This window comes from Demequina sp. (assembly GCF_047975725.1).
GTDB lineage: Bacteria > Actinomycetota > Actinomycetes > Actinomycetales > Demequinaceae > Demequina.
Genome location: NZ_JBKEED010000010.1, coordinates 144,087 through 166,561 on the forward strand (window position 1 = coordinate 144,087; position 22,475 = coordinate 166,561).

The 22,475-nt window shown below is 67.3% G+C and carries 20 protein-coding genes and 2 tRNA genes; 4 read left to right on the forward strand and 18 right to left on the reverse strand.

Annotated features, from left to right (window positions below):
• Nucleotides 1–170: 170 nt before the first annotated feature.
• Nucleotides 171–800 carry a rhomboid family intramembrane serine protease gene (locus ACK5NO_RS02745; protein WP_416811138.1) on the reverse strand — a complete coding sequence of 210 codons (630 nt, stop codon included), beginning with the start codon at nucleotides 798–800 and terminating at the stop codon, nucleotides 171–173.
• A gap of 211 nt (nucleotides 801–1,011) precedes the next feature.
• Nucleotides 1,012–1,548, reverse strand: coding sequence for a peptidylprolyl isomerase (locus tag ACK5NO_RS02750; RefSeq protein ID WP_416811139.1), 537 nt, complete (start codon nucleotides 1,546–1,548; stop codon nucleotides 1,012–1,014).
• Nucleotides 1,549–1,622: 74 nt separating this feature from the next.
• Between ACK5NO_RS02750 and ACK5NO_RS02755 the strand changes: the two genes are divergently transcribed.
• Nucleotides 1,623–2,531: a hypothetical protein gene (locus tag ACK5NO_RS02755; protein ID WP_416811140.1), complete on the forward strand. Its 909-nt coding sequence runs from the start codon at nucleotides 1,623–1,625 to the stop codon at nucleotides 2,529–2,531.
• A gap of 145 nt (nucleotides 2,532–2,676) precedes the next feature.
• Nucleotides 2,677–4,179 (forward strand): glycerol kinase GlpK, encoded by a 1,503-nt coding sequence (gene glpK, locus ACK5NO_RS02760; protein WP_416811141.1) that lies wholly within the window; start codon nucleotides 2,677–2,679, stop codon nucleotides 4,177–4,179.
• A 66-nt stretch (nucleotides 4,180–4,245) separates the two neighbouring features.
• Here glpK and ACK5NO_RS02765 read toward each other — a convergent pair.
• The 7 genes from ACK5NO_RS02765 to ACK5NO_RS02795 all read right to left on the reverse strand — a co-directional run bounded on the left by ACK5NO_RS02765 (nucleotide 4,246) and on the right by ACK5NO_RS02795 (nucleotide 9,577).
• A tRNA-Ala gene (locus ACK5NO_RS02765) sits at nucleotides 4,246–4,321 on the reverse strand.
• Between the two features lie 148 nt (nucleotides 4,322–4,469).
• Nucleotides 4,470–4,543, reverse strand: a tRNA-Ile gene (locus ACK5NO_RS02770).
• Between the two features lie 87 nt (nucleotides 4,544–4,630).
• Nucleotides 4,631–5,536 (reverse strand): DUF3566 domain-containing protein, encoded by a 906-nt coding sequence (locus tag ACK5NO_RS02775; protein WP_416811142.1) that lies wholly within the window; start codon nucleotides 5,534–5,536, stop codon nucleotides 4,631–4,633.
• A 361-nt stretch (nucleotides 5,537–5,897) separates the two neighbouring features.
• On the reverse strand, nucleotides 5,898–7,430 hold the full coding sequence (locus ACK5NO_RS02780) for a catalase (protein WP_416811211.1): 1,533 nt from the start codon (nucleotides 7,428–7,430) through the stop codon (nucleotides 5,898–5,900).
• Between the two features lie 27 nt (nucleotides 7,431–7,457).
• The gene (locus tag ACK5NO_RS02785) at nucleotides 7,458–7,868 is read right to left on the reverse strand and encodes a Fur family transcriptional regulator (RefSeq protein WP_416811212.1); all 411 of its coding nucleotides are present in this window, start codon (nucleotides 7,866–7,868) and stop codon (nucleotides 7,458–7,460) included.
• 84 nt (nucleotides 7,869–7,952) lie between these two features.
• Nucleotides 7,953–8,705 (reverse strand): ABC transporter permease, encoded by a 753-nt coding sequence (locus ACK5NO_RS02790; protein ID WP_416811143.1) that lies wholly within the window; start codon nucleotides 8,703–8,705, stop codon nucleotides 7,953–7,955.
• Nucleotides 8,702–9,577 carry an ABC transporter ATP-binding protein gene (locus ACK5NO_RS02795; protein ID WP_416811144.1) on the reverse strand — a complete coding sequence of 292 codons (876 nt, stop codon included), beginning with the start codon at nucleotides 9,575–9,577 and terminating at the stop codon, nucleotides 8,702–8,704. The genes ACK5NO_RS02790 and ACK5NO_RS02795 overlap by 4 nt, the downstream gene beginning before the upstream one ends.
• Before the next feature lie 80 nt (nucleotides 9,578–9,657).
• Between ACK5NO_RS02795 and ACK5NO_RS02800 the strand changes: the two genes are divergently transcribed.
• Nucleotides 9,658–10,356 carry a TetR/AcrR family transcriptional regulator gene (locus tag ACK5NO_RS02800; protein WP_416811145.1) on the forward strand — a complete coding sequence of 233 codons (699 nt, stop codon included), beginning with the start codon at nucleotides 9,658–9,660 and terminating at the stop codon, nucleotides 10,354–10,356.
• 3 nt (nucleotides 10,357–10,359) lie between these two features.
• Here the strand turns inward: ACK5NO_RS02800 and ACK5NO_RS02805 are convergent, their stop codons facing one another.
• The gene (locus ACK5NO_RS02805; protein WP_416811146.1) at nucleotides 10,360–11,130 is read right to left on the reverse strand and encodes a glycerophosphodiester phosphodiesterase; all 771 of its coding nucleotides are present in this window, start codon (nucleotides 11,128–11,130) and stop codon (nucleotides 10,360–10,362) included.
• Nucleotides 11,127–12,077, reverse strand: coding sequence for an alpha/beta hydrolase (locus tag ACK5NO_RS02810; protein WP_416811147.1), 951 nt, complete (start codon nucleotides 12,075–12,077; stop codon nucleotides 11,127–11,129). The genes ACK5NO_RS02805 and ACK5NO_RS02810 overlap by 4 nt, the downstream gene beginning before the upstream one ends.
• A gap of 81 nt (nucleotides 12,078–12,158) precedes the next feature.
• Between ACK5NO_RS02810 and ACK5NO_RS02815 the strand changes: the two genes are divergently transcribed.
• A complete protein-coding gene (locus ACK5NO_RS02815; protein WP_416811148.1) occupies nucleotides 12,159–13,562 on the forward strand; it encodes an MFS transporter in 1,404 nt (467 codons plus the stop codon).
• Nucleotides 13,563–13,635: 73 nt separating this feature from the next.
• Here ACK5NO_RS02815 and ACK5NO_RS02820 read toward each other — a convergent pair whose 3' ends face one another.
• The 7 genes from ACK5NO_RS02820 to dnaN form a co-directional block, all read right to left on the reverse strand.
• Nucleotides 13,636–13,764: a hypothetical protein gene (locus ACK5NO_RS02820; protein WP_416811149.1), complete on the reverse strand. Its 129-nt coding sequence runs from the start codon at nucleotides 13,762–13,764 to the stop codon at nucleotides 13,636–13,638.
• A gap of 45 nt (nucleotides 13,765–13,809) precedes the next feature.
• Nucleotides 13,810–16,416, reverse strand: coding sequence for a DNA gyrase subunit A (gyrA, locus tag ACK5NO_RS02825; protein WP_416811213.1), 2,607 nt, complete (start codon nucleotides 16,414–16,416; stop codon nucleotides 13,810–13,812).
• A 46-nt stretch (nucleotides 16,417–16,462) separates the two neighbouring features.
• Nucleotides 16,463–18,475 carry a DNA topoisomerase (ATP-hydrolyzing) subunit B gene (gyrB, locus tag ACK5NO_RS02830; RefSeq protein WP_416811150.1) on the reverse strand — a complete coding sequence of 671 codons (2,013 nt, stop codon included), beginning with the start codon at nucleotides 18,473–18,475 and terminating at the stop codon, nucleotides 16,463–16,465.
• 124 nt (nucleotides 18,476–18,599) lie between these two features.
• Nucleotides 18,600–19,406 carry a phosphotransferase family protein gene (locus ACK5NO_RS02835; protein ID WP_416811151.1) on the reverse strand — a complete coding sequence of 269 codons (807 nt, stop codon included), beginning with the start codon at nucleotides 19,404–19,406 and terminating at the stop codon, nucleotides 18,600–18,602.
• Nucleotides 19,399–19,941: a DUF721 domain-containing protein gene (locus tag ACK5NO_RS02840; RefSeq protein ID WP_416811152.1), complete on the reverse strand. Its 543-nt coding sequence runs from the start codon at nucleotides 19,939–19,941 to the stop codon at nucleotides 19,399–19,401. Before ACK5NO_RS02840 ends, ACK5NO_RS02835 begins: the two co-directional genes overlap by 8 nt.
• A complete protein-coding gene (recF, locus tag ACK5NO_RS02845; protein ID WP_416811153.1) occupies nucleotides 19,934–21,088 on the reverse strand; it encodes a DNA replication/repair protein RecF in 1,155 nt (384 codons plus the stop codon). Before recF ends, ACK5NO_RS02840 begins: the two co-directional genes overlap by 8 nt.
• A gap of 11 nt (nucleotides 21,089–21,099) precedes the next feature.
• Nucleotides 21,100–22,227 (reverse strand): DNA polymerase III subunit beta, encoded by a 1,128-nt coding sequence (dnaN, locus tag ACK5NO_RS02850; RefSeq protein WP_416811154.1) that lies wholly within the window; start codon nucleotides 22,225–22,227, stop codon nucleotides 21,100–21,102.
• Nucleotides 22,228–22,475: the final 248 nt, after the last annotated feature.

Consider the following 22,475-nt stretch of genomic DNA (forward strand, 5'->3'; position numbering starts at 1 on the left):
GGCCCGGTAGCGCCGATGCGGGCGGCGGCAGTCAGGCCACGCGCAGTCAGGCCGCAGAGAGCCAGGCTGGCAACTCGCCCATACGCGATCCCCAGTAGTCCTCACTTGCCTCGAAGCGCGAAAGAGCCGCGGAACGCAGACATCACTTGCCTCGAAGGAGGAGGGGAGGGCTAGAGGTGGGAGGCGCGCTCGCGCTTGTCTACACCGCGGAACATCGCGAGCATGATGACGGCGCCCACCACGGCGCCACCCAAGTGGCCCTGCCATGACAGTCCCGAGAAGAACCCGAAGCCGGGAATGATGGCGGACAGCAAAGGTCCGCCAATGAAGATCGCCGCGATCACCAACACCTGCGTGTAGGGCAAACGCAGGCGCTTGAGGATGATGCCGTACGCGGCAATGAGGCCAAAGATCGCGCCCGAGGCGCCGGCGACCGGCACGAGGTCCCCGCCAGTGCCCAACAGCTCCACCGCGAGGGAGCTGCCCAGCAGCGAACCTGCGTATAGGCCCAAGTAGCGCCAGCGACCCAGGGCCGGCTCGAGCACCTGACCCATCTGCCACAGTGCCAGCATGTTCATGCCGATGTGGAGCAGGCCAAAGTGGGTGAAGCCCGAGGTCACCCATCGATACCACTCGTTGCCCACGTCGATATAACTCGCGATCTCGATCGCCGTGGCGTCCGGCCACAACGCGAGGTAGTACTGCCATCCGTCGCCGCCCAGCAACACGGGCGCGAGCAGGAAGACCGCAACATTGAGCCCGATGATCACATAGGTCGCCAACGGCGGCCCTGCAGTCATGGTGAATCCCAGCCGGGAGCGCACGGGGCGCGCCTGGGCCTGCGCGGCGCGCAGGCAGTCGACACACAGCACTCCCACGGGAGCGGGGCGCTGGCACTCCGGGCACGCCGGGCGCTCACAGCGCTGGCAGCGTACGTAGGAGACGCGGTCGGGGTGGCGCGGGCACGTCGGTGCGGCGGGCGCCCCCGGCTGGTCAGTCACTCAGAATCTCTCAGGCGATGGTGACGCCGGTGATCATCACGTCCTCGAGGGGACGGTCACGACCGTCGACGGGGGTCGTCGCGATCTTGTCGACGACGGCCTTGGACTCGTCGTCGGCAACCTTGCCAAAGATGGTGTGGCCCTGGTTCAGGTGCGGCGTCTGGGCCACGGTGATGAAGAACTGCGAGCCGTTGGTGCCACCGGGACGGCCGGTGATGGGGTTCAGGCGCTTGCCCGCGTTCGCCATGGCGAGCAGGTAGGGCTGCGAGAACTGGTTGTTGGGGTGGATCTCGTCGTCGAAGGTGTAGCCGGGACCGCCGGTGCCGGTGCCTTCGGGGCATCCGCCCTGGATCATGAAGCCTTCGATGACACGGTGGAACACCAGTCCGTTGTAGAACGGCTCGTTGCTCTTGTCGCCGGTCTCGGGGTCGACCCACTCCTTTTCGCCGGTCGCCAGACCCACGAAGTTCTTGACAGTCGCGGGGGCGTCGTTGGGGAGCAGTTCGATGCGAATGTCGCCTGCGGTGGTTTCGATGGTTGCGATCATGCGGAACATTCTCCCACGGCACTCGCGTTCACTTCTCGTTGGTGACAAGATGAATGACCAGGACAGTTGTGGGTATGGACGGAGGCAGCACAGTGGGACGCAAGAAGCACCAAGCCAAGGACATCGACAAGTACCGGGCGCAGGCTGAGGGGGCGGCGGCGAGCGCCAAGGCCGCCGCTGAGCAGGCCGCTGTCCACGCCAAGGAGGCTGCCAAGCAGGCTCAGGCGTGGGCGGGTCCCCAGTACGACAAGGCCAAGGCCTGGGCGGGACCACAGGTGGGCAAGGCCATTGCCTGGGGCGCACCCCGTGCCGAGAAGGCGTACCACGCAGGAGCGCGCAAGGCCGAGCCCTACGTGCGCAAGGCCGGCCACCGCGCCATCGAGTGGGCCGATGTCGCCCACGCCGCGATCGTCGGTGCCGCCATTCCGGCCGCGATCAGCGCCGTCGAGAGCGCAGCCGCCGAGCCTAAGGCCAGCAAGGGCGGGGCTGGCAAGGTCATCGTGCCGATCCTGCTCGCGGGAGCCGCTGCCGCAGCGCTCGTGGTGTGGGCCCGTCGTGACCCGGGCCGCGACGAGTGGGCTGGCGAGGACGACGAGTGGGAGCTCGCAGGCGAGGGCGACTTCAAGCAGCAGCTCCGTGACAACGTCAACAAGGCCACCGATGCCGCGCTTGAGGCAGCGAAGAAGGCGAGCGAGGCGGCCACAGCCGCCGCTGCCGCGGTCAGCGAAAAGGCCGGCCCGTACGTCGACAAGGCCAAGGAGCAGGCAGGCCCCTACGTTGATGAGGCCAAGGAGGCCCTGTCCAGGGTCCGCGAGTCCGCCTCGAGCGAAGTCAACAAGGTGCGCGCGTCAGTGGACGAGACCCTCGACCGCGCCGGTGCCGCCGCCGAAAGCACTATTGAGGGTGCCGAGGACGTGTGGAACGACGACTCTCCCGCCACCGAGGAGACCCCCACCGCGAGCGACAAGCCCGCCAAGGAGTAATCCGCACCCCAGTCGTCACGGCGCCCCGTCCACATGCGGCCGGGGCGCCGTGCTGTGTGGACCCGAGGAGGGACGAGGAGGGACACCGCCGCCTAGCCAGCCCGTGCATCGGCGTGGTGAGATTTACCGCAACAGACACAAGGGAGTGGCAGTGGCGTACGTGATCGCGATCGACCAAGGCACCACGAGTACGCGCGCGATCCTGTTCGACCACGCTGGCGATGTGGCCGGCATGGGCCAGGTCGAGCTGACCCAGCACTTCCCGCAGCCCGGATGGGTCGAGCACGATCCCGAGGAGATCTGGCAGTCCGTCCGTGAGTGCGTGGGCCTCGCGCTCGCCCACGCTAACGCGACCGCCGAGGACGTCGCCGCGATCGGCATCACCAACCAGCGTGAGACCGCGGTGGTGTGGGACCGCGCGACCGGCAAGCCGCTGCACCGCGCGATCGTATGGCAGGACGCCCGTACTCAGCCGTTCATCGACCGCCTCACCGCCCAGCATGGGGCCGATGCGTTCGCCACCCTCACGGGACTACCTCTGGCCGCGTACTTCTCGGCTTCCAAGTACCGCTGGCTGCTGGACCACACCGGCAGCCAGGAGCGCGCCGAGCGCGGTGAGGTATTGCTGGGGACCATCGACTCGTGGCTGCTGTGGAACCTCACCGGAGGCGCACACGGAGGCATCCACGCGACCGACGTCACCAACGCGAGCCGCACCTTGCTCATGGACCTGCGCGAGCGCCAGTGGTCACCGCGCATGCTCGCGGAGTTCGCCATCCCCGCCGCCGCCTTGCCGCGCATTCGTACCTCGACGGCGGCGTACGGCACGGCCGCGGCGCCATCCTTGCTGCGCGGGGTGCCCATCACGGGGGTGCTGGGCGACCAGCAGGCCGCGACGTTCGGCCAGGCCGCCTTTGCCGCGGGCGAGTCCAAGAGCACGTACGGCACGGGCAACTTTGTGCTCGTCAACACGGGCGCCGAGATTGTGCGCTCCGCACACGGGCTGATCTCCACGATCGCGTATGAGCTCGACACCGGCGAGATCGCGTACGCGCTTGAGGGATCGGTCGCCGTGACCGGCGCCGCCGTGCAATGGCTGCGCGATTCGCTCGGCCTCATCACGACCGCGTCGCAGGTCGAGAGCCTCGCTGAGTCGGTGCCCGACTCCGGTGGCGTCGTGTTCGTGCCGGCTTTCTCCGGACTGCTCGCTCCCCATTGGAGGGCCGATGCGCGAGGAGCCTTGCTAGGGATGACTCGGTTCACGGGGCCGGGGCACATCGCTCGGGCCACGCTCGAGGCGGTCGCCTGGCAGACCCGCCAGGTGCTCGATGCGATGGCGGCCGACACGGGGGTATCGATCCCGCAACTGCGAGTCGACGGCGGCATGGTGGTCAACGACCTGCTGATGCAACTGCAGGCCGATGCGCTGGGGGTTGCGGTGGTGCGTCCCGCCGTCACGGAGACCACCGCGCTGGGCGCTGCCTACGCTGCGGGCCTCGCCGTGGGTTTCTGGTCGGGCCTCGACGAGCTGCGCCGCCAGTGGCGGGAGGGCCGGCGCTGGGAGCCGACCGCGACCGCACGCCACCGGGAGGCCGCCTATGCCCAGTGGTGCAAGGGAGTGGACCGCTCGCTCGGCTGGGTCGACTAAGACCCGGCCGCCGCATCGGCCCGACAAACGCAAAGGAGGCCCCGCCCGAAGGGGCGGAGCCTCATGTGGTGGAGCCTAGGGGACTCGAACCCCTAACCCCCTGCTTGCAAAGCAGGTGCGCTACCAATTGCGCCAAGGCCCCGTGCGCGAAACGCGCGGGATTTCAGAACTCGTGGTGGACATCGTCCCAGATGTCACGCTTGGCGTCACGGGCCAAGGCTCCGTAGACCAGCGTGGCCGCCGCAACCATTGCGGCGAGGATGACGATCTTCTTCATTCGACCACCTCGGTGGGCCCAGGAGGACTTGAACCTCCGACCTCTTCGTTATCAGCGAAGCGCTCTAACCGCCTGAGCTATGGGCCCGTTGCGGCAGTGCCGCGGCGACCAACGATACCCCACGCCAGGGCGACCGACAAAACCGGCCCCTCCTGGGTGGTGATGTGGCCGCGATTAGTCGTCGGTGAGGGTGACGTAGACGCCACCCACGACCTTCGACACGGTGTTGTACAGCAGTGCGCCCAGGGCCGCGAGGGCACTGAGCAGCAACACGTTGATGACGGCGACGAGGGTCGCCGCCGACATCCACTTGTTGAGCGCGAAGAACGGCATGATGTCGACCCGGGTGCCGCCGGTGAACAGATCGTCCACCCACTTCTGCACGAGTGCGAACACCTCCATGCCGTTGAGCGTCTGCCAGATCACGTAGACCGCGACCACGAGCATGATGCCCAGCGCCACCGACAGCAGGAAGCCCATCTTGAGGGCCGACCACGGGTCCACGCGCGACACGAGCACGCGCGCCTTGCGGGAGCCACCGCGCTGGCTCGCAGCGGCGATGTCGTCGCCAGCGGTCAGGTCATCCTTGGCCTTGAGGGCGAAGCCTTTGATCTTGTCGAAGCCGGCACCCACCGTGGCACCCACGCCGGTAGCGGCGTCCGAGAGGAAGGAGTGCTGCTCACCCTGCGTGGCCTGCTCGCCCGTCGTGGGGTAGGCACCGCTCACGGGCTGCGCCCCGCCGACCGGCTGAGGGTTCGACACGGGCTGCGGGGTGACAGGCGCGAAGGGAGAGGCGGTGGGCGCTTGGCCAGCGGGCCGGAACTGGTTCGACACTGGCTGTGAAGTGGAGACCGGCTGCTGGCTCGAGACCGGGGCCGATGCGCTGGGCGCCTGGGGCGCAGGCGAGTACGACGGTGCGGAGAAGGTGCGAGGCGCGACCGTGGGCACCTCGCCGGTCATGGGGCGCAACGACGAACGCTGGGGGGCGGCGCCCCCGTTCGCCTGCGGTGTCGCCTGCGGTGCGCCCTGCGGCGTGAAGGTCGAAGCGGCGCCGGTAGAGGCGCGGTGATCCGCGTTCATGACATCTCCTCTTGGCCCGCGCGGATGTGCGGACTCGGTGTCAAGGGTAACTGAGGCATAGAAGAAGCCGTCGCCTGGCGTCACCACCGGACCCAACTGCTCGGCTTGCCACGGTACCCGAACGTTTCGCGATGCGCGAGAGGTTCCCCGCAGAACGTCCCCGCGGGACAAAGGCATCGGCCGGACCGTCCTAGGGGGGTGGGACGGCCCGGCCGATGATCTGTGACCGGTCACGCCGCGCTCGTGCGACGCCCGGAAGTTGTGGGAGGCCCTCTGGCGGCGAACCGCCGAGTTCCTGGCGACTATTGTGCCAGGCCCCGGCGGTTCGCACCACCATCACGGGCATCCTTTTTCGAGGAAATCAGACCTCGGAGCCCACCTCGACGGGCTCGACACCCGTGCCAGGCTCGCCGGCCTCGACGGGGGCGCCCTCCGCGGCCAGGTTGGCGCGCAACTGCGCACCCAGGTTCGCGTCCACATTGGTCCAGTACTGGATGGCCCGCTCGCGGATCTCGTCCGACTTCACCGCGCCCACGTGGCCGGTGATCTGGTCGAGGATGTGCGCCTTCTGCTGGTCGTTGAAGACCTCGCGGTACAGCGTTCCTGCCTGACCAAAGTCGTCGTCCTCGGCGTGCAGCGTGGCAGCCGCGCGCACCATGGCGCCGTCGGACTCCCAGTTGCCCGCGTCGCCCGCACGCGCCGGGTCGGCGTGAGCGCCGCCGCGAGAGTTGGGGGCGTAGACCGGGGTGTCTGCCGACGCGAACGAGTAGCGCATGGCGCCGTCCTTCGAGTAGGAGTGGCCGTGCGCGCTGGCGGCGTGCGGTGCGTTGACAGGCAGGTCGGCGTGGTTGGTGCCCACGCGGTACCGGTGAGCGTCCGCGTAGGAGAAGATGCGGGCCATCAGCATCTTGTCGGGGGAGGCCCCGATGCCGGGCACAAAGTTCGACGGGGCGAACGTCGCCTGCTCGATCTGCGCGAAGTAGTTCTCGGGGTTCTTGTTGAGCTCCATGACGCCCACGGGGATCAGCGGGTAGTCACCGTGCGGCCACACCTTGGTGAGGTCGAACGGGTTGAAGCGGTAGGTCTTGGCGTCCTCGTAAGGCATGACCTGGACAAACAGGTCCCAGCGCGGGAAGTCCCCAGCCTCGATGTGCTCGTACAGGTCGCGAATGTGGTGGTCACCGTCGGAGCCCGCAAGCTGGCCCGCCTCTTCGATGGTGAGGCCGTGCACGCCCTGCTGGCTCTTGAAGTGGTACTTGACCCAGAATCGCTCGCCTTCGGCGTTGGTCCACTGGTAGGTGTGCGAGCCGTAGCCCTGCATCTCGCGCCACGAGCGGGGCAGTCCACGCTCACCCATGAGCCACGTCACCTGGTGAGCCGACTCGGGCTGCAGCGTCCAGAAGTCCCACTGCATGTCGTTGTCACGCAGGTGCGAACCGGGAAGGCGCTTCTGCGAACGGATGAAGTCGGGGAACTTGATGCCGTCGCGGATGAAGAACACGGGGGTGTTGTTGCCCACGAGGTCGTAGTTGCCCTCGGTGGTGTAGAACTTGAGCGCGAAGCCGCGGGGGTCGCGCCAGGTGTCGGGCGAACCCGCCTCGCCGGCGACCGACGAGAAGCGCGCGAGCATCTCGGTCTGCACGCCGTCCTGGAACAGCGCCGCACGCGTGTACTTCGCGATGTCGGGGTTGGTGGTCGTGAAGGTACCGAAGGCGCCGCCGCCCTTGGCGTGGACCACGCGCTCGGGCACGCGCTCACGGTTGAACTGAGCGAGCTTCTCGACCAGGTAGTGGTCGGTCAGCGCGGTGACGCCGTTGTTGCCCACGGTCAGCGAGTGCTGGTCGGAGGCGACGGGGGCTCCAGAGTTGGTGGTGGTGAACTTCTCGGTCACGATGACTCCTAGGTAGACAGAGGGGACGTGTCAGACGGGGGTTGCTGGGGCGTTCTTGCAGTCGCCACAGATTCCCCAGAATGTGACTTCGGCCTCAGCGAGGTCGAAGCCATTGGTCGTGTTGGGCGTCAAGCAGGGCGCGTGGCCCGTGACGCAATCGACGTCGGCGACAGCACCGCACCGTTGGCACACGATGTGGTGGTGGTTGTCTCCCACGCGAAGCTCGTATAGGCCCGGCTGGCCGGCGGGCTCAATGCGACGGGCAAGGCCCGCCCGGGTGAGGTCGTTCAGCACGTTGTACACGGCCTGGCGGGACGTGCTCGGCAGCGTGCTCTCGACCGCGGCGACCACCGCATCGGCCCCCGAATGGGGCATGAGGGCCAACGCCCCGACGACGGCGACGCGGCTGTCAGTGACGCGTAGCCCGGCGTCGCGAAGCATCGCGGCGGCGTCGGGGGAGGTGGTCGTGTTCACGAGCACAACGGTAGCACTTGTTTTGACAAAGTCAAAACAACGACGCGCGTTCTATCGCCGCTGCGCCCTGCGTCCGAACGCCCATGCCGAGAACGCCAGGCCTACGACGGTGAGCCCCACACACCAGGCCAGCGCGAGCATCGGCTGGGCCGCGGCTGCCTCCCCGTGAAGGTAGGCGCGCAACGCATCGGTCACGGGAGTGAGCGGCTGGTGGGCGGCGAAGGGCTGCAGCCATGCCGGCATGGACTCCACCGGCGCAAAAGCGCTGGACAGGTACGGCAGGAACAGCAGCGCAAAGCCGTAGCCGCTGGCCGCCTCGACCGAACGCGAGGCAATCCCGACCGCCGCGAACAGGGTCGTGATCGCGAGCACGTACAGCGTCACGATGCCCAGCACCCCCAGCCACTCGAGGAGACTCGCACCCGGGCGAAACCCCAGCGCGAGGGCGACCATCAGCACCACAGCGGTCGCTACCAGGTTGCGGGCCACCGACGCGATCACGTGGCCGAGCACCACACCTGCGCGTGGCATGTCGATGGTGCGGAAGCGATCCATGAGCCCCTCGTTCATGTCGCGTGACACCGCGACGGCCGTCTGCGCCGCCCCAAATCCCGCGCACACCACGATGACGCCGGGCACCACGTAGTCGAGGTACTGGCCGGTTGACCCCGCGATCGCACCGCCAAACACGTAGGTGAAGATCAACAACAGCATCACGGGTAGCACGATCGCCATCAGGAGCGTCTCGACGTCACGCACGGTGTGCAGCACACTGCGGCGAGTCAGCGCGAGCGTCGCATTCACGATGCCACCTCCTCGGTGAGCGAGAGGAAGGCCTCGTCGAGGGTCGGTTGGCGCACGGCGATGCGGGAGTCTTCTCGCACAGCTCCGCGCGCCTCGAGGGAGTCCAAGGCGGCCCTGACACCGGCGGGCGTGCCGTCGGTGGGTTCGCTATCGAGCGTGCGGCCGTCGGGCGAGAGCACCTCCACCTCTGCCGCGCCGATGCGCCTCTTGAGTTCCGTAGGCGTGCCCGCCGCGACCACGCGACCGCCATGCAACACGAACACGGTGTCGGCCAACGTGTCGGCCTCCTCGAGGTACTGCGTGGTGAGAAACACAGTGGTGCCCTGGGCCGCGATGTCGCGCACCTGGTCCCAGAGGGCCATCCGCGCGCGGGGGTCCAGGCCGGTCGTGGGCTCGTCGAGAAACAGCACCGGTGCGGGGCGCACCAGCGACAGGGCCAGGTCCAATCGTCGGCGCATGCCGCCGGAGTAGGTGCTCACCTGGCGACTGCCCGCCTCGTCGAGGCCGCTGGCGCTGATGAGTTCGCGTGCTCGCTCCCGCGCCTGGCGCCGGCGCAGCCCCTGCAAGCGGCCCACCAATTCGAGGTTCTCGTGCCCGGTGAGCAGGCCGTCGACACTCGCAGACTGCCCGGTCACGGCGATGGACCGTCTCACAGCGCGGGGATCGCTGTGCACGTCGTGGCCCGCGACCACCGCACTGCCGGCGTCGGCCCTGATCACGGTGGTGAGGATGCCGATGGTGGTCGTCTTGCCCGCTCCGTTGGAGCCCAGCAAGGCCGTGACCTTGCCCGGCATGGCGTCAAGGGTGATGCCGTCGAGGACCTGGTGGCCGGCGAACGCCTTGGTCAGGCCGCGCACGTGGATGGCATTCATCGGCGCCTCCTTCTGTGTATGCAATACACGGTATGCACCCTGAGCTCACTGTGTCAAGCGCACACAGTTAGGGTGGGTGCATGAGCGACGCCACCCCAGACCTGCCTCACGGCCTCGCCCTTGCCTGGGGAGTAGCTCACGAGCCCACCCGCGGACCCAAGCGCGAACTCAGCGTCGAGCGCATCGTCGCCGAGGCGATCGCCATCGCGGACCGTGACGGGCTTCCGGCGGCGTCGATGGCCGCGGTCGCCAAGGCCTGCGGGGTCACCACCATGGCGCTGTACCGCTACCTGCCCGGCAAAGACGACCTGGTGTTGCTCATGCAAGAGGCCGTCGTAGGCTCGCCGCCAGACCTCACCGGATTGCCGTGGCGAGAGGCCCTCGAGCGCTGGACCCGCGCATCGTCCGCAGCCCTGCTGGCCCACCCGTGGACCCTCGACATCCCCATCACCGGATCACCCAACACGCCTCGGCCGCTGGCATGGGCCAATGCCGCGATGGGTGCGCTCGCCCCCACGTCCCTTCCGGTCTCGCACGGCCTTGCTGCCGTGCTCGCGCTGTCCGCCCATGCCCGCTGGCATGCGACCCTCGCTCGCCGCTGGCACGACGGGACCTCGGCTCTCGAGTCAGACAACCTGGGGCAGGTCTATCCCCTCATTGAGGCGCAATTCCCGCACTTCGCTCAGGCGATGGCGGATGACCAGTACAACCCCGACTTCGACGTGTTCGAGTACGGCATGGCGCTCGTCCTCGACGGGCTTGCCGCCCGCATGGGCTGACGCCTATCGCCACTGACCCCGCTCGATGAGCAGCTCCTTGAGCAGGTCCGCGCGGTCGGTGATGAGGCCGTCGACGCCAAGGTCGAGCAGGTGCTCCATGTGGTCGCGCCGGTTCACCGTCCAGATGTGGACCTCGCGGCCCGCCGCATGAGCCGCCTCGACGTGGCGGCGGCCGATCAGCGGAGCGGGGCCCTTGCGCCACGGGATCTGCAACGCGTCAACGTCCCCGAGCGTCGTGGAGGCGTTGACTCCCGCGAACACCCCGAGCCACCACGCGATCACCTCGCGCTCGGCAGCGGGCGTCGCCACGGGCTTGGACAGCAACTTGAGCGTCGCGCGGCGGCGAGCCGCCGAGAAGGACCCCAGACACACCCGGTCGTGCGCCTTGGTGCGCTCGATCACCTTGGCCACGGGCTCAATGCCAGAGGCCTCCTTAATGTCGATGTTGACCCGCACGTCGGGCCACGTACCCAGCACGTCCTCGAGTAGCGGCACCGGCTCCACGCCGCCGATGCGAGCGACCTTGACCGAACGCCAGTCGCGCTCTGAGACCAGGCCGGTGGCGTCCGTGGTGCGATCGAGCGTCTCGTCATGCAGGGCCACCGCGACGCCGTCGCGGGTGCCGTGAGCGTCCGTTTCGAGGTAGCGGTATCCCAGGTCGACTGCGGCCTGGAAGGCCTTCATCGAATTCTCGAGGCCCTCGAGGCAGAAGCCGCGATGCGCCAGGGCGATAGGCAGTCCGCCGTTGTCGAAGTAGGGGTGTCGAGGGCTCACTCCAGCACCCTATCCACGAAGTCCGCCACCGCGTCGAGGTATGTGTCACGTGGCCCGTCGGCGGACAGCGCCAAGTCATGGATGGCACCGTCGATCACGAGTTCTTCCACGCGCTCTCCCAGCCCAGGGGCGTGCGCGGCGATCGCGGCGGTATCCACCACGACGTCCTGTTCTTGGTGGCGAGGATTGTCGGCCCGGTCGGGACCGCAACTCGCCGAGCGCGCCACCAACACCGGCACGGAGATGGCGAGCCCGCGCGCCACCTCGCGGCGTGCGCGCAGCGTCGCGCCCAGCCAGCCCGCGGTCGCGGGCTGACCGCCCGGCCGCTTCCACGCGTGATCGAAGGCCCAGACGCCCTGATCCCGCAGTTGCTCGGTGTAGTGGGACGGCACGGGAACCACGACCTGGTGCGGTCGAATCCGCCCCAGGGTGGGCATCGCGTTCATCGCGGCCCTCTCCCACGGCCGTAGACGCAACCCGAACAGAGGGCTGTTGAGGATCAGGCCCGCCAATGCCTGGTCAGGGGTCCGATGCGCCCACACCGCCGCGGCCAGCGCACCCGTCGAGTGCGCATGGACAATCACGGGCAGGTCGCCCGCGTCTTCGCGCGCCGCCGCGACCGCTCGGCCAATGTCCTGGGCGAGCTCCGCGATATCGCCAATGTGGTGGGGCCGGTCTCCTGGCCGCAGCGAACGACCCGCTCGGCGCATGTCCACCGCGTAGAAGGCGCAGCCATGATCCGCGAAGACGTCGGCGACGTGGGCCTGGAAGAAGTAGTCGTTGTAACCGTGCACGTGCAACGCGATGGCCCGCGCGGGATGAGGCCGCTCCACGCGCCGCACGAGCGTGGCGAGCGGCGAGCCCTCGCCCACCAGATCGGCCCGCTCGAAGCCAGCCAGCGCATCGGCTGTCCACGACAAGGCGGCGGGGGCAGTGATGGGCTCCATCACTCGATCGTAGTAAGGCCCCACGAGACGCGCCGGGCGAGACGTAACCGGCCATTCACCAGGGACGGGCACACTGTGAGCATGAGTCCCCACGATGACGTGCTGCCCTCCGTCGCCGACGCTCCCGGCTATCCCGACGCGGACCGCGTGCCCCGCAAACAGGTGTGGGCGTGGGCCCTGTGGGACTGGGCAACGCAGCCGTTCAACTCGGTGATCATCACGTTCGTCTTCACCGCCTTGTACTTGACCGAGGACGGCTTCATCGATCCCGACATCGCGGCGCTGGGTGCGGGAGATCCTGCGTACGACTCCGCGATGGCCGCGCTCGACGCCAACCTCGGTTGGGGCATGACGGCCGCGGGCCTGCTCGTGGCGCTCCTCGCTCCCGTGCTGGGTCAGCGCGCGGACGCCAGCGGGCGGCGCAAGTCGTGGCTCGGCGTAACGACGCTCATGCTCGTGGCGTGTGTCGCGGGACTGTACTTTGTCGAGCCCACGCCAGACGCGTTCTGGCTGGGAGCCGGACTGATCGCGTTGGGCTCGGTCATCGCGGAGATCGCCAACGTCAACTACTACGCGATGATGGTCCAGGTCTCGACGCCCAGAACCATGGGCCGCGTCTCCGGCCTGGGCTGGGGCCTGGGATACATGGGCGGCATCCTCGCCCTCGTCATCGTGGTGGTGCTCGACACCTTCGACTGGTTCGGGATGGATACCTCGAATGGCATGGCGTACCGCCTGATCGCGTTGGGCTGCGCGGTATGGACCCTCGCGTTCGCGTGGCCGTTGTTCGTGGCCGTGCCAGAGGCGCCGCGAGCCGAGCGCCCGCGCGTGGGCCTGCTGCGTGGCTACGCCGTGCTGTGGAGCGACCTGCGCTCGCTGTGGGCCGATGCGCGTCCCACCCTGTGGTTCCTGCTCGCTTCCGCTGTGTACAGGGATGGGCTGGGTGGCGTGTTCACGTTTGGGGCCATCATCGCTGCTAAGGCGTTCGGGTTCTCCGATCAGCAGGTGATCATCTTTGGCATCGCAGCCAACTTGGTCGCCGGCGTGTCCACGATGATCGCAGGCCGGTTCGACGACGTGTGGGGGCCGCGCCGCGTGATCCTGCTTGCGCTGGGCGTGATTGTGGGCGCGGGCGTGGTGATCGTCGCGCTGCACGAGGTGGGCGCGATCGTGTTCTGGGTGTGCGGCCTGCTGCTGTCGGGCATGGTGGGACCCGCGCAGGCGGCATCGCGTTCGTTGCTCGCGCGGCTCACGCCGCCAGGACGCGGCGCCGAGATGTTTGGGCTCTACGCGACCACGGGCCGCGCGGCGTCCTTCATGTCCTCTGCCATGTGGGCGCTGGCGATCACGGTCTTCGGGGCCACCATCTGGGGCACGCTCGGAGTGATCTCGGTGGTCGCGTTGGGCCTGGTGCTCATGCTGTTCGTGCACACGCCAGCCGACAGGGGTGCGATGGCCGCCCCTGCGGAGGCCGCGCGGACCTGAGTGCCTTGCAGGGCGCATCGGCCGTCCGGAAGGCGACCACCACGTCCTGCTGGGGCGCTCAGAATGGGGGTGCCTACGCCTCGGGATCGAGGGCGTTGCTCATGAGGGTGTCGGACACGTGGGGCGCCAATAGTGCCCACGCGACGTACCCCACCAGCAGGCGGCCCGCAAGGACTATGTTCCCTGGTACGACAACGCCCACCCTTCCCACGGAAGACCGTGGCAAGGGTGGGCGTGCTGTCGTGTGTTACTCGGCCGACTCGGCCGATGCGGGGGTCGCCGGCGTGACCTCAGCGGTGGCGCCAGCCTCGGGGGCCTCGGCGTCGCCGGGCTCGTCGGAGTCCTCGGTCTCGTCGTCGAGCTTGCGCTCGACGTTGCGGGCAATACCGATGATCGTGTCTCCCTTGGCAGGCTTGGCGAAGGTCACACCCATGGTGTCCTTGCCCTTCGCCGGAACCTCGGTGACGGACGAGCGCATGACCTTGCCTGACGCCATGATCACGAGCACCTCGTCGGTCTCGTCCACGAGCATCGCGCCCACCAGGTCGCCGCGCTCCTCCGTGAGCTTCGCCACCTTGACGCCCAGACCACCGCGGTGCTTGGGGGTCCACGCGGACACCGAGGTGCGCTTGGCGAAACCGTTCTGGGTCACGACGAACGAGTACGGACCTTCGGAGTCGATGTGCTCGTCCACCTCGACGCCGTCCTCCACGTCCGCATCGTCGGCGGCCGCAGGCACGGAGGCGTCGATGACGTCCAGAGCCAGCAGCTCGTCGTCGCCGCGGAAGCTCATGCCCTTGACTCCCGAGGTGGCTCGACCCGTCGCGCGGATCTCCTCGTCGGTGGCGTGGAAGCGCAGCGACTGACCCTTGCGCGAGACCAGCATGAGGTCGTCGTCGGGGCCGGCCAGGCGCGCCGAGACCAGCTCGTCCGGGTGCAGCGTGCCGTCCTCGTCCTCAACCTCCCGCAGGTTGATGGCGATGAGGCCACCGGTGCGGTTCGAGTCGTAGGCCGTGAGCGCGGTCTTCTTCACCAGGCCGCGCTTGGTCGCAAGCACCAAGTAGGGCTTGTCCTCGTAACTCTTGAGGTCGAGCACCTGTGCGATTTCTTCGCCTGGCTGGAAGGCCAGCAGGTTGGCAACGTGCTGGCCCTTGGAGTCGCGGCCACCCTCGGGCAGCTCGTAACCCTTGACGCGGTACACGCGGCCCAGGTTGGTGAAGAACAGCAGCCAGTGGTGGGTGGTGGTGACAAAGAAGTGGTCCACCATGTCGTCGCTGCGGAGCGTCGCTCCACGCACACCCTTGCCACCACGCTTCTGCGCCCGGTACTGGTCGGAGCGCGTGCGCTTGGCGTAGCCGCCGCGCGTGATGGTGACGACCACCTCTTCCTCGGCGATGAGGTCTTCGATGTCGACCGAACCGTCGAAGGGGCTGATCACCGTGCGGCGCTCGTCGCCGAACTTCCGCACAATCTCAGCGAGTTCGTCCGAGACGATAGTGCGCTGGCGAGGCTCGTTGGCGAGGATGTCCTTGAGGTCCTCAACCTTGACCATGAGCTCGGCGTACTCTTCTTCGATCTTCTGGCGCTCGAGTGCGGCCAGGCGGCGAAGCTGGAGGTTGAGGATCGCGTTGGCCTGGATCTCGTCGACGTCGAGCAGCTCGATGAGCCCTGCTCGTGCCTCCTCGACCGTGGGCGAGCGGCGGATCAGGGCGATGACGTCGTCGAGCTGGTCGAGCGCCTTGACGTAGCCGCGCAGGATGTGGGCCTCGCGCTCTGCCTTAGCCAGGCGGAACGCGGTGCGGCGCTGGATGACCTCGATCTGGTGGGTAATCCAGTACCGGACAAAGCCGTCGATCGGCAGCGTGCGCGGCACGCCGTCGACGATGACGACCATGTTGGCGCCAAACGTCTCCTGCAGCTGCGTGTGCTTGTAGAGGTTGTTGAGCACCACCTTGGCGACGGCATCGCGCTTGAGCACGATGACCAGGCGCTGTCCGGTGCGGCCCGAGGTCTCATCGCGAATGTCGGCGATGCCGGAGATCTTGCCGTCCTTGACGAGCTCGGCGATCTTGAGCGCGAGGTTGTCGGGGTTGACCTGGTAGGGCAGTTCCGTGACGACCAGGCACTGGCGCCCCTGAATCTCCTCGACGTTGACCACCGCGCGCATCGTGATCGAGCCTCGACCCGTGCGGTAGGCGTCCTCGATGCCCTTGCGGCCAAGGATCATCGCGCCCGTGGGGAAGTCGGGACCCTGGATGCGCGCGATCAGCGCGTTCTGGAGTTCCTCGCGAGAGGCCTGGGGGTTGTCCAGCGCCCACTGCACACCGTCGGCCACCTCGCGGAGGTTGTGCGGCGGGATGTTGGTGGCCATACCGACGGCGATTCCGGCGGAGCCGTTGACCAGCAGGTTCGGGAAGCGCGACGGTAGGACCGTGGGCTCCTGCGTGCGTCCGTCGTAGTTGTCCTGGAAGTCGACGGTGTCCTCGTCGATGTCGCGGACCATCTCCATGGCGATCTGCGCCATGCGGGACTCGGTGTAGCGGTGGGCGGCCGCGGGGTCGTTTCCGGGGGAACCGAAGTTGCCCTGACCGTCGGCCAGCGGGTAGCGCAGGGACCAGTCCTGCACCATGCGCACCAAGGTGTCGTACACCGCGGAGTCACCGTGCGGGTGGTAGTTACCCATCACCTCGCCGATGATGCGGGTGCACTTGGAGAACGCACGGTCCGGGCGGTAGCCGCCGTCGTACATCGCGTAGATGACGCGGCGGTGCACGGGCTTCAGGCCGTCACGCACGTCCGGCAGCGCACGCCCGACGATGATCGCCATGGCGTAGTCGAGGTACGACTGCTGCATCTCGACATTGAGATCGACCTGGTCGATCCTGCCGTGGTTGTGGGTCTCAGATGTCAAGGAACCTCACGTCCTTCGCGTTGCGCTGGATGAAGCTGCGGCGGGACTCGACGTCGTCTCCCATAAGGATGGAGAAGGTCTCGTCGGCCAGAGCGGCGTCGTCCATGGTGACCTGGAGCAGGGTGCGGGTCTCGGGGTCCATGGTGGTCTCCCACAGCTCCGAATAGTCCATCTCGCCCAGACCCTTGTAGCGCTGGATGCCGTTCTCCTTGGGGATGCGCTTGCCACCCGCAAGGCCGTCCTTGAGCACGGCGTCGCGCTCCCTGTCGGTAAACACATAGTCGTGGTCGGCGTTGGACCACTTGATCTTGTACAGCGGCGGCTGGGCAAGGTAGACGTAGCCGGCCTCGATCAGCGGACGCATGTAGCGGAACAGCACCGTGAGCAGCAGGGTGCGAATGTGCTGGCCGTCAACATCAGCATCGGCCATCAACACAATCTTGTGATACCTGGCCTTGTCGATGTCGAACTCGTCGCCGATTCCGGAGCCGAAGGCGGTGAACAGCGCCTGGATCTCGGTGTTGCCCAGAGCGCGGTCGAGTCGAGCACGCTCGACGTTGAGGACCTTTCCTCGCAGCGGCAGGATCGCCTGGGTCGCGGGGTTGCGGCCGCGCACGGCCGAGCCGCCTGCGGAGTCACCCTCGACCAGGAAGATCTCGGAGATCGACGGGTCCTTGGAGGAGCAGTCGCGCAGCTTTCCTGGCATGCCGCCGGACTCGAGCAGACCCTTGCGGCGGGTCGCCTCGCGCGCCTTGCGAGCGGCGATGCGCGCCTGCGAGGCCTGCATCGCCTTACGGATGATCTCCTTGGCCTCGTTCGGGTGAGCATCGAACCAGTCGGTGAGTTGCTCGCCCACGACCTTCTGCACAAAGGTCTTGGCCTCGGTGTTACCCAGCTTGGTCTTGGTCTGACCCTCGAACTGCGGCTCGCCGAGCTTGACGGAGATGACCGCGGTCAGTCCCTCGCGCACGTCGTCACCAGTGAGGTTGTCGTCCTTGTCCTTGAGGATCGACTTGTCGCGCGCGTAGCGGTTGATCAGCGAGGTCAGCGCCGCGCGGAAGCCCTCCTCGTGCGTACCGCCCTCGGTGGTCGAGATCGTGTTGGCGTAGGTGAATACCGACTCCGAGTAGGAGGTGGTCCACTGCATGGCCATCTCGAGCGAGATCTTCTTGTCGGTGTCCTCCGACTCGAGGGCAATGACCTCTTCGTGGACTCGCTCCGACTTTTTGGTGTCGTTGAGGTGGCCCACGTAGTCGACCAACCCGCCGTCGTAGCGGTAGGTGACGGTGCGCGAAGTGGGCGCGTCGTCGTCGCCCTCGGCCTCCACGTCGTCCGTCACGGTGATGTGGTCGGGGCGCTCGTCGGTCAGCGTTATGGTGAGGCCCTTGTTGAGGAACGCCATCTGCTGGAAGCGAGCGCGCAGCGTCTCAAAGTCGAAGACGGTGGTCTCGAAGATCTCCGGATCGGCCCAGAAGGTCTGCTGCGTTCCGGTCTGGTCGGTCTGCTCACCCTTGACGAGCGTGCCCTGCGGCTTGCCTCCGTGGGCGAAGGTCTGGCGCCACACGTGGCCCTGGCGGCGCACCTCGGTTTCGACCTTGTAGCTCAGCGCGTTGACGACGGAGATACCGACGCCGTGCAAACCACCCGACACCGCGTAGCCACCGCCGCCGAACTTTCCACCGGCGTGCAGGATCGTCATCACAACTTCGACGGTGGGCTTGCCCTCGGTGGGGTGAATGTCAACGGGGATACCGCGTCCGTTGTCGGTGACGCGCACGCCGCCGTCTTCGAGCAGCGTGACGCCAATGGTGTCGCAGTGCCCGGCGAGTGCCTCATCCACCGAGTTGTCGACGACCTCGTAGACGAGATGGTGCAGACCACGCTCTCCCGTCGAGCCGATGTACATGCCGGGGCGCTTGCGGACGGCCTCAAGGCCCTCCAGGACAGTGATGTTCTCTGCGCCGTAGGCAGGCTGAGTCGCCTGTGCGTCAGTGTCGGACACTAATTTCGCCTTTCGCGGGGCTCACGCAACCCCAGACAGGGCGCGGTGTACTGCGGTCCATTCTAGACGGTTCTAGGGGCGATCTGGGGCGATTGGTGGCCGTTTGGGGACAATCGCCTTGGCCCTAATTTGGGGACTCGCCCCATCGCGCCGCCAGGAACGCCCTTATTTCGCTCCTGTGGCCCTGTGGCGGTGAATCGTCGAGCCTCATCACCGACACCACCGCGTCCCATGCGCGCGACTGCGCGATCAGCCCGGGCGCGAGTTCCTCGGTACGGCGCTCGAACGCCTTCAGCAACAACCCCAGGGCGGGGGTCACGGCGGCTCGATGCTCATCGGGCACATAGTGAATCGAACCTCCCACCACGATCCGGGTGCGCGACACATCCGCCGCAGGGTGCCCCTGCACACCGTTGTTCCAGTCGATGATGGTGGGCTGGCCGTCCCACAGGATGTTGCGCGGGTGCCGATCGAAGTGGCACAGCGTCTGGCCGTCGGGCAGCGCCCGCAACTCGGCCACCGCGGCCTCTCGCCACTGCTCACCAATAGGGGCCCGGCCGATGCTGGAGCCGACATAGTCGTGCACCGTCACCATGGCATCGGGCCCGCTCACGCCGCGAACCTGATGCTGAACGTCGGCGAGAATCTCGCCCACGGCGACCGGTCCGAGGGCCGGCACCAGGTCAGCAAGTTCGGTTCCCTCCGCGTACGACATCACGAGACAGGGCGGGTCGGCTTCGAGGCGCGCCTCGAGTAGCGCGGGGACCGGAAGTCCAGCCGCGTGAGCGGCCTGCATCGCCGTCGCTTCAAGGCTCAGGATGATCGTGGGAAATCCGGGTAGCAGGGTCTTCACGACCGTGCCGGGTGCGCCGCGGCTCACGACCGCCGTCGCACCGCGAGCAATCTCCGTGCCTTCCGCCCACTCATCCATAGGTGTCACGCGGGCCGCGACCGGGGACGCGGCGCTGGCCGCGCACCCAGGACCGTGCTGTGGGTCCCAGCACCGTGAGTTCTCGGACAATCTCCCGGCCAAACTCCTCGTTGATGCGGTGACGGATCTGCCCCGACATCAGGCCCAGCTGCGTGGCCCACGCTGTGGAACTGGCCTTGACCGTGAGCACGCCTTCGTCAAAACTGAGCGGCTCGCAGTGGTCGGCAATCTGGTCACCGACCACCTCGCGCCACCGGCCCGTGACGCCCGACACTTCCACTTGCTCGGTCCAGCCCATGCGTCGCAGCAGCGCCTCGACCGCCTGCGACATGGGCTGCGGGTCACGACCCGGCGAAAACGGCTGCGATTGGCGCCGCTTTTCTTCGCGATCCTTGCGCGCCGCCTTGGGAGCGGTGCGAAAGGCACCCCTTTCGCGGGCCGATGCGCGTGCTCGCTCCATCGCCTCCCTCGCCATGTCGGCACCCGACTTGGCGACAGGAGCCGGATCGCTCAGGCGTGGCTCTTCCTCACTCATCGGTGGGCTCATCCTCCGAGGTGACCCGTCCATCGGCGACCCGGAGCACCTTTCCGATCAGTGCTGGCGGGACATCGGAGGCCACGGCCGCCGTGATGAGGACCTGGCTCGCGGACGCCAAGCGGGTGGCGAGAGCATCACGGCGACCAGAGTCGAGTTCAGCGAACACATCGTCGAGGATGAGCACGGGCTCACCGTCGGGGTCGCCGTCAGGACCACCTTCGTCCGTCAGGAGCGCATACGTGCCGAGCTTGAGCGCGAGCGCGCAGGACCACGACTCACCGTGACTTGCGTATCCCTTGGCTGGAAGGGTTCCCAGACGCACCTCGAGGTCGTCGCGATGGGGTCCGGCGAGTGTCACGCCACGATCGAGTTCCTTGGGACGCACCTCTTGCAGGCGCGCGAGAAGGACCTCCGCGAGCACGTCAGCGGGCGCATGGTCATCCCACGAAGTGTGATCTGCCAGCGATGTTGCATACGAGACGGCACACTCGCCGCCATCAGGCGCGACAGCAGCGTAAGCATCCGTGACGTGAGGAGCAAGGGCACGCACCGCGCGCAGCCGGGCCGCCAGAATGCGGCCGCCCAGGTGGGCGAGCTTCTCGTCCCAGATGTCGAGCATCGTGAGGTCGCCGCGCGCGTGCTTGGCGGACTTGAGCATGCTCGAGCGTTGACGCAGCACCCGGTCATAGTCGGACAAGTCGCCTGCGAGCGCCGGTTGGAGCGCGACACACAGGTCGTCAAGGAACAGCCGACGCCCGGCAGGATCACCCTTGACGAGTGCAAGGTCCTCGGGTGCGAACACCACCGTGCGCAGCACTCCGAGCAGGTCGCGCGGCTTGGCGTTGGCACGGCCGATGCGCGCGGTGTTTGCCTTGCCCAGATTCAGCGAGACCTCGAGAGCGAGAGAGCGAGCCGACTTCTCCACCCGCGCTCGCACGACAGCTCGTTCCGCTCCGGCTCTGATGAGTGGTGCATCCGACGCCACCCGATGCGAGGCCAGCGAGGACAGATACCTTACCGCCTCGACCACATTGGTTTTGCCCTGGCCGTTGCGCCCCACGAGGGTGGTGACGCGGGGCCCGAACTCAACCTCCTGGTCGCGATACGAGCGGAAGTCGACCAGATGCAGGTGCGTGACGCGCATCGGCCCTGCGCCTACGACTGGATACGGATGGGCACCAAGAGGTAGCGGAAGTCGGCCACGACATCGCCGCCGGGCTTGTCGATTCCGACGAACTCCACCGGCTTGGTCTCCTGGGTGAAGCCCAACTGCACGTACTCCGCCGACAGCGCACTGAGCCCATCGAGCAGGTACTGAGGGTTGAACGCGACAGTGATGGCGTCGCCGTCGAGCACACACTCAAGCGCCTCGGACGCCTGCGCATCGTCGCTCTGACCGGCGTCGAGGGTGAGCTCGCCTTCCGAGAATGCCAAGCGGACCGACGAGTTGCGCTCAGCAACCAGCGACACGCGGCGGGTGGCCTCGATGAGATCCGTAGTCTTGACCACTGCCTTGACGGGGCTCTCATCAGGGAACAGACGACGGACCTGCGGGTAGTCACCGTCCATGAGCAGCGACGTCGTGGTCAGGCCGGCGGCCTCAAAACCAATCAGGTCCACACCGGTGCTCGAGCTCAGCGCCACCGTGACCTCGCCGGCGCCAAGCGCCTTAGCGGTGTCACTCAAGGTGCGGGCACGGACCAGGGCAATCGACGAGGCATCGGAGTTGGACGGCTTCCACGACAGCTCGCGCAGAGCGAGGCGGTAGCGGTCCGTCGCCAGCAGCGAGATGTGAGAGCCCTCAATCTCCACCCGGATTCCGGTGAGGATCGGCAACGTTTCGTCGCGGGACGCCGCCACCGTGACCTGGGCCACGGCGCGCTGGAACTCAGTGCCATCGATGGTGCCGGACTGCTCGGGCAACTCAGGAAGCGCGGGGTACTGGTCCACGGGCATGGTCGCCAGGGTGAAGCGCGAGGCCCCACACGTAACTGACACCTTGGTGCCGTCGAGCGAAAACTGCACCGGCTTGTGTGGGAGTGCGTTGGCGATCTCCTTGAGGAGGCGACCCGAGACCAGCACCTCGCCGGCATCGTCGACGTCGGCCGCAAACGTACCGCGAGCGGAAACCTCGTAGTCGAAACTCGCGAGCGTGACCTCACCTGACGCATCGGCCGTGATGCGCACCCCTGCGAGGACAGGAACGGGAGGACGGGCGGGGACGGCGCGGGAGGTCCACGCGACGGCGTCAGCGAGCACGTCGCGGTCGACGGTGAATTTCATGAATGGGCTCCTCGGTTGCTGACGCACAGACTACGCCACAGCGAGCGATCCTCAAGTGGCCTACGAGAGCCGCGCCGCAAAGTCGCAGTCCGGAAATGAAGGTCCATCGGGCGCACGTGTGAATGACAAGAGTGAGTAGTCGTCATAGGCAACGTGGAAACTGGGGAGAACGACAAAAATCCCTGGTAGAGATCTCAAGCTGCGTGTGAAGAACATGGGGACGAGTCTTGTGATTCGTCTGAGCGATC

What these genes read in the sequence shown, in the direction of transcription:
- ACK5NO_RS02775 (WP_416811142.1), bottom strand. Translation starts at nt 5,536, where the DNA reads ATGAACGCGGATCACCGCGCCTCTACCGGCGCCGCTTCGACCTTCACG.
- ACK5NO_RS02795 (WP_416811144.1), bottom strand. Translation starts at nt 9,577, where the DNA reads ATGAATGCCATCCACGTGCGCGGCCTGACCAAGGCGTTCGCCGGCCAC.
- ACK5NO_RS02815 (WP_416811148.1), top strand. Translation starts at nt 12,159, where the DNA reads ATGAGTCCCCACGATGACGTGCTGCCCTCCGTCGCCGACGCTCCCGGC.
- ACK5NO_RS02785 (WP_416811212.1), bottom strand. Translation starts at nt 7,868, where the DNA reads ATGCTTCGCGACGCCGGGCTACGCGTCACTGACAGCCGCGTCGCCGTC.
- ACK5NO_RS02745 (WP_416811138.1), bottom strand. Translation starts at nt 800, where the DNA reads ATGACTGCAGGGCCGCCGTTGGCGACCTATGTGATCATCGGGCTCAAT.
- ACK5NO_RS02755 (WP_416811140.1), top strand. Translation starts at nt 1,623, where the DNA reads ATGGACGGAGGCAGCACAGTGGGACGCAAGAAGCACCAAGCCAAGGAC.
- ACK5NO_RS02810 (WP_416811147.1), bottom strand. Translation starts at nt 12,077, where the DNA reads ATGGAGCCCATCACTGCCCCCGCCGCCTTGTCGTGGACAGCCGATGCG.
- ACK5NO_RS02800 (WP_416811145.1), top strand. Translation starts at nt 9,658, where the DNA reads ATGAGCGACGCCACCCCAGACCTGCCTCACGGCCTCGCCCTTGCCTGG.
- ACK5NO_RS02750 (WP_416811139.1), bottom strand. Translation starts at nt 1,548, where the DNA reads ATGATCGCAACCATCGAAACCACCGCAGGCGACATTCGCATCGAACTG.
- recF (WP_416811153.1), bottom strand. Translation starts at nt 21,088, where the DNA reads ATGCGCGTCACGCACCTGCATCTGGTCGACTTCCGCTCGTATCGCGAC.
- gyrA (WP_416811213.1), bottom strand. Translation starts at nt 16,416, where the DNA reads ATGCAGCAGTCGTACCTCGACTACGCCATGGCGATCATCGTCGGGCGT.
- dnaN (WP_416811154.1), bottom strand. Translation starts at nt 22,227, where the DNA reads ATGAAATTCACCGTCGACCGCGACGTGCTCGCTGACGCCGTCGCGTGG.
- ACK5NO_RS02835 (WP_416811151.1), bottom strand. Translation starts at nt 19,406, where the DNA reads ATGGATGAGTGGGCGGAAGGCACGGAGATTGCTCGCGGTGCGACGGCG.
- ACK5NO_RS02840 (WP_416811152.1), bottom strand. Translation starts at nt 19,941, where the DNA reads ATGAGTGAGGAAGAGCCACGCCTGAGCGATCCGGCTCCTGTCGCCAAG.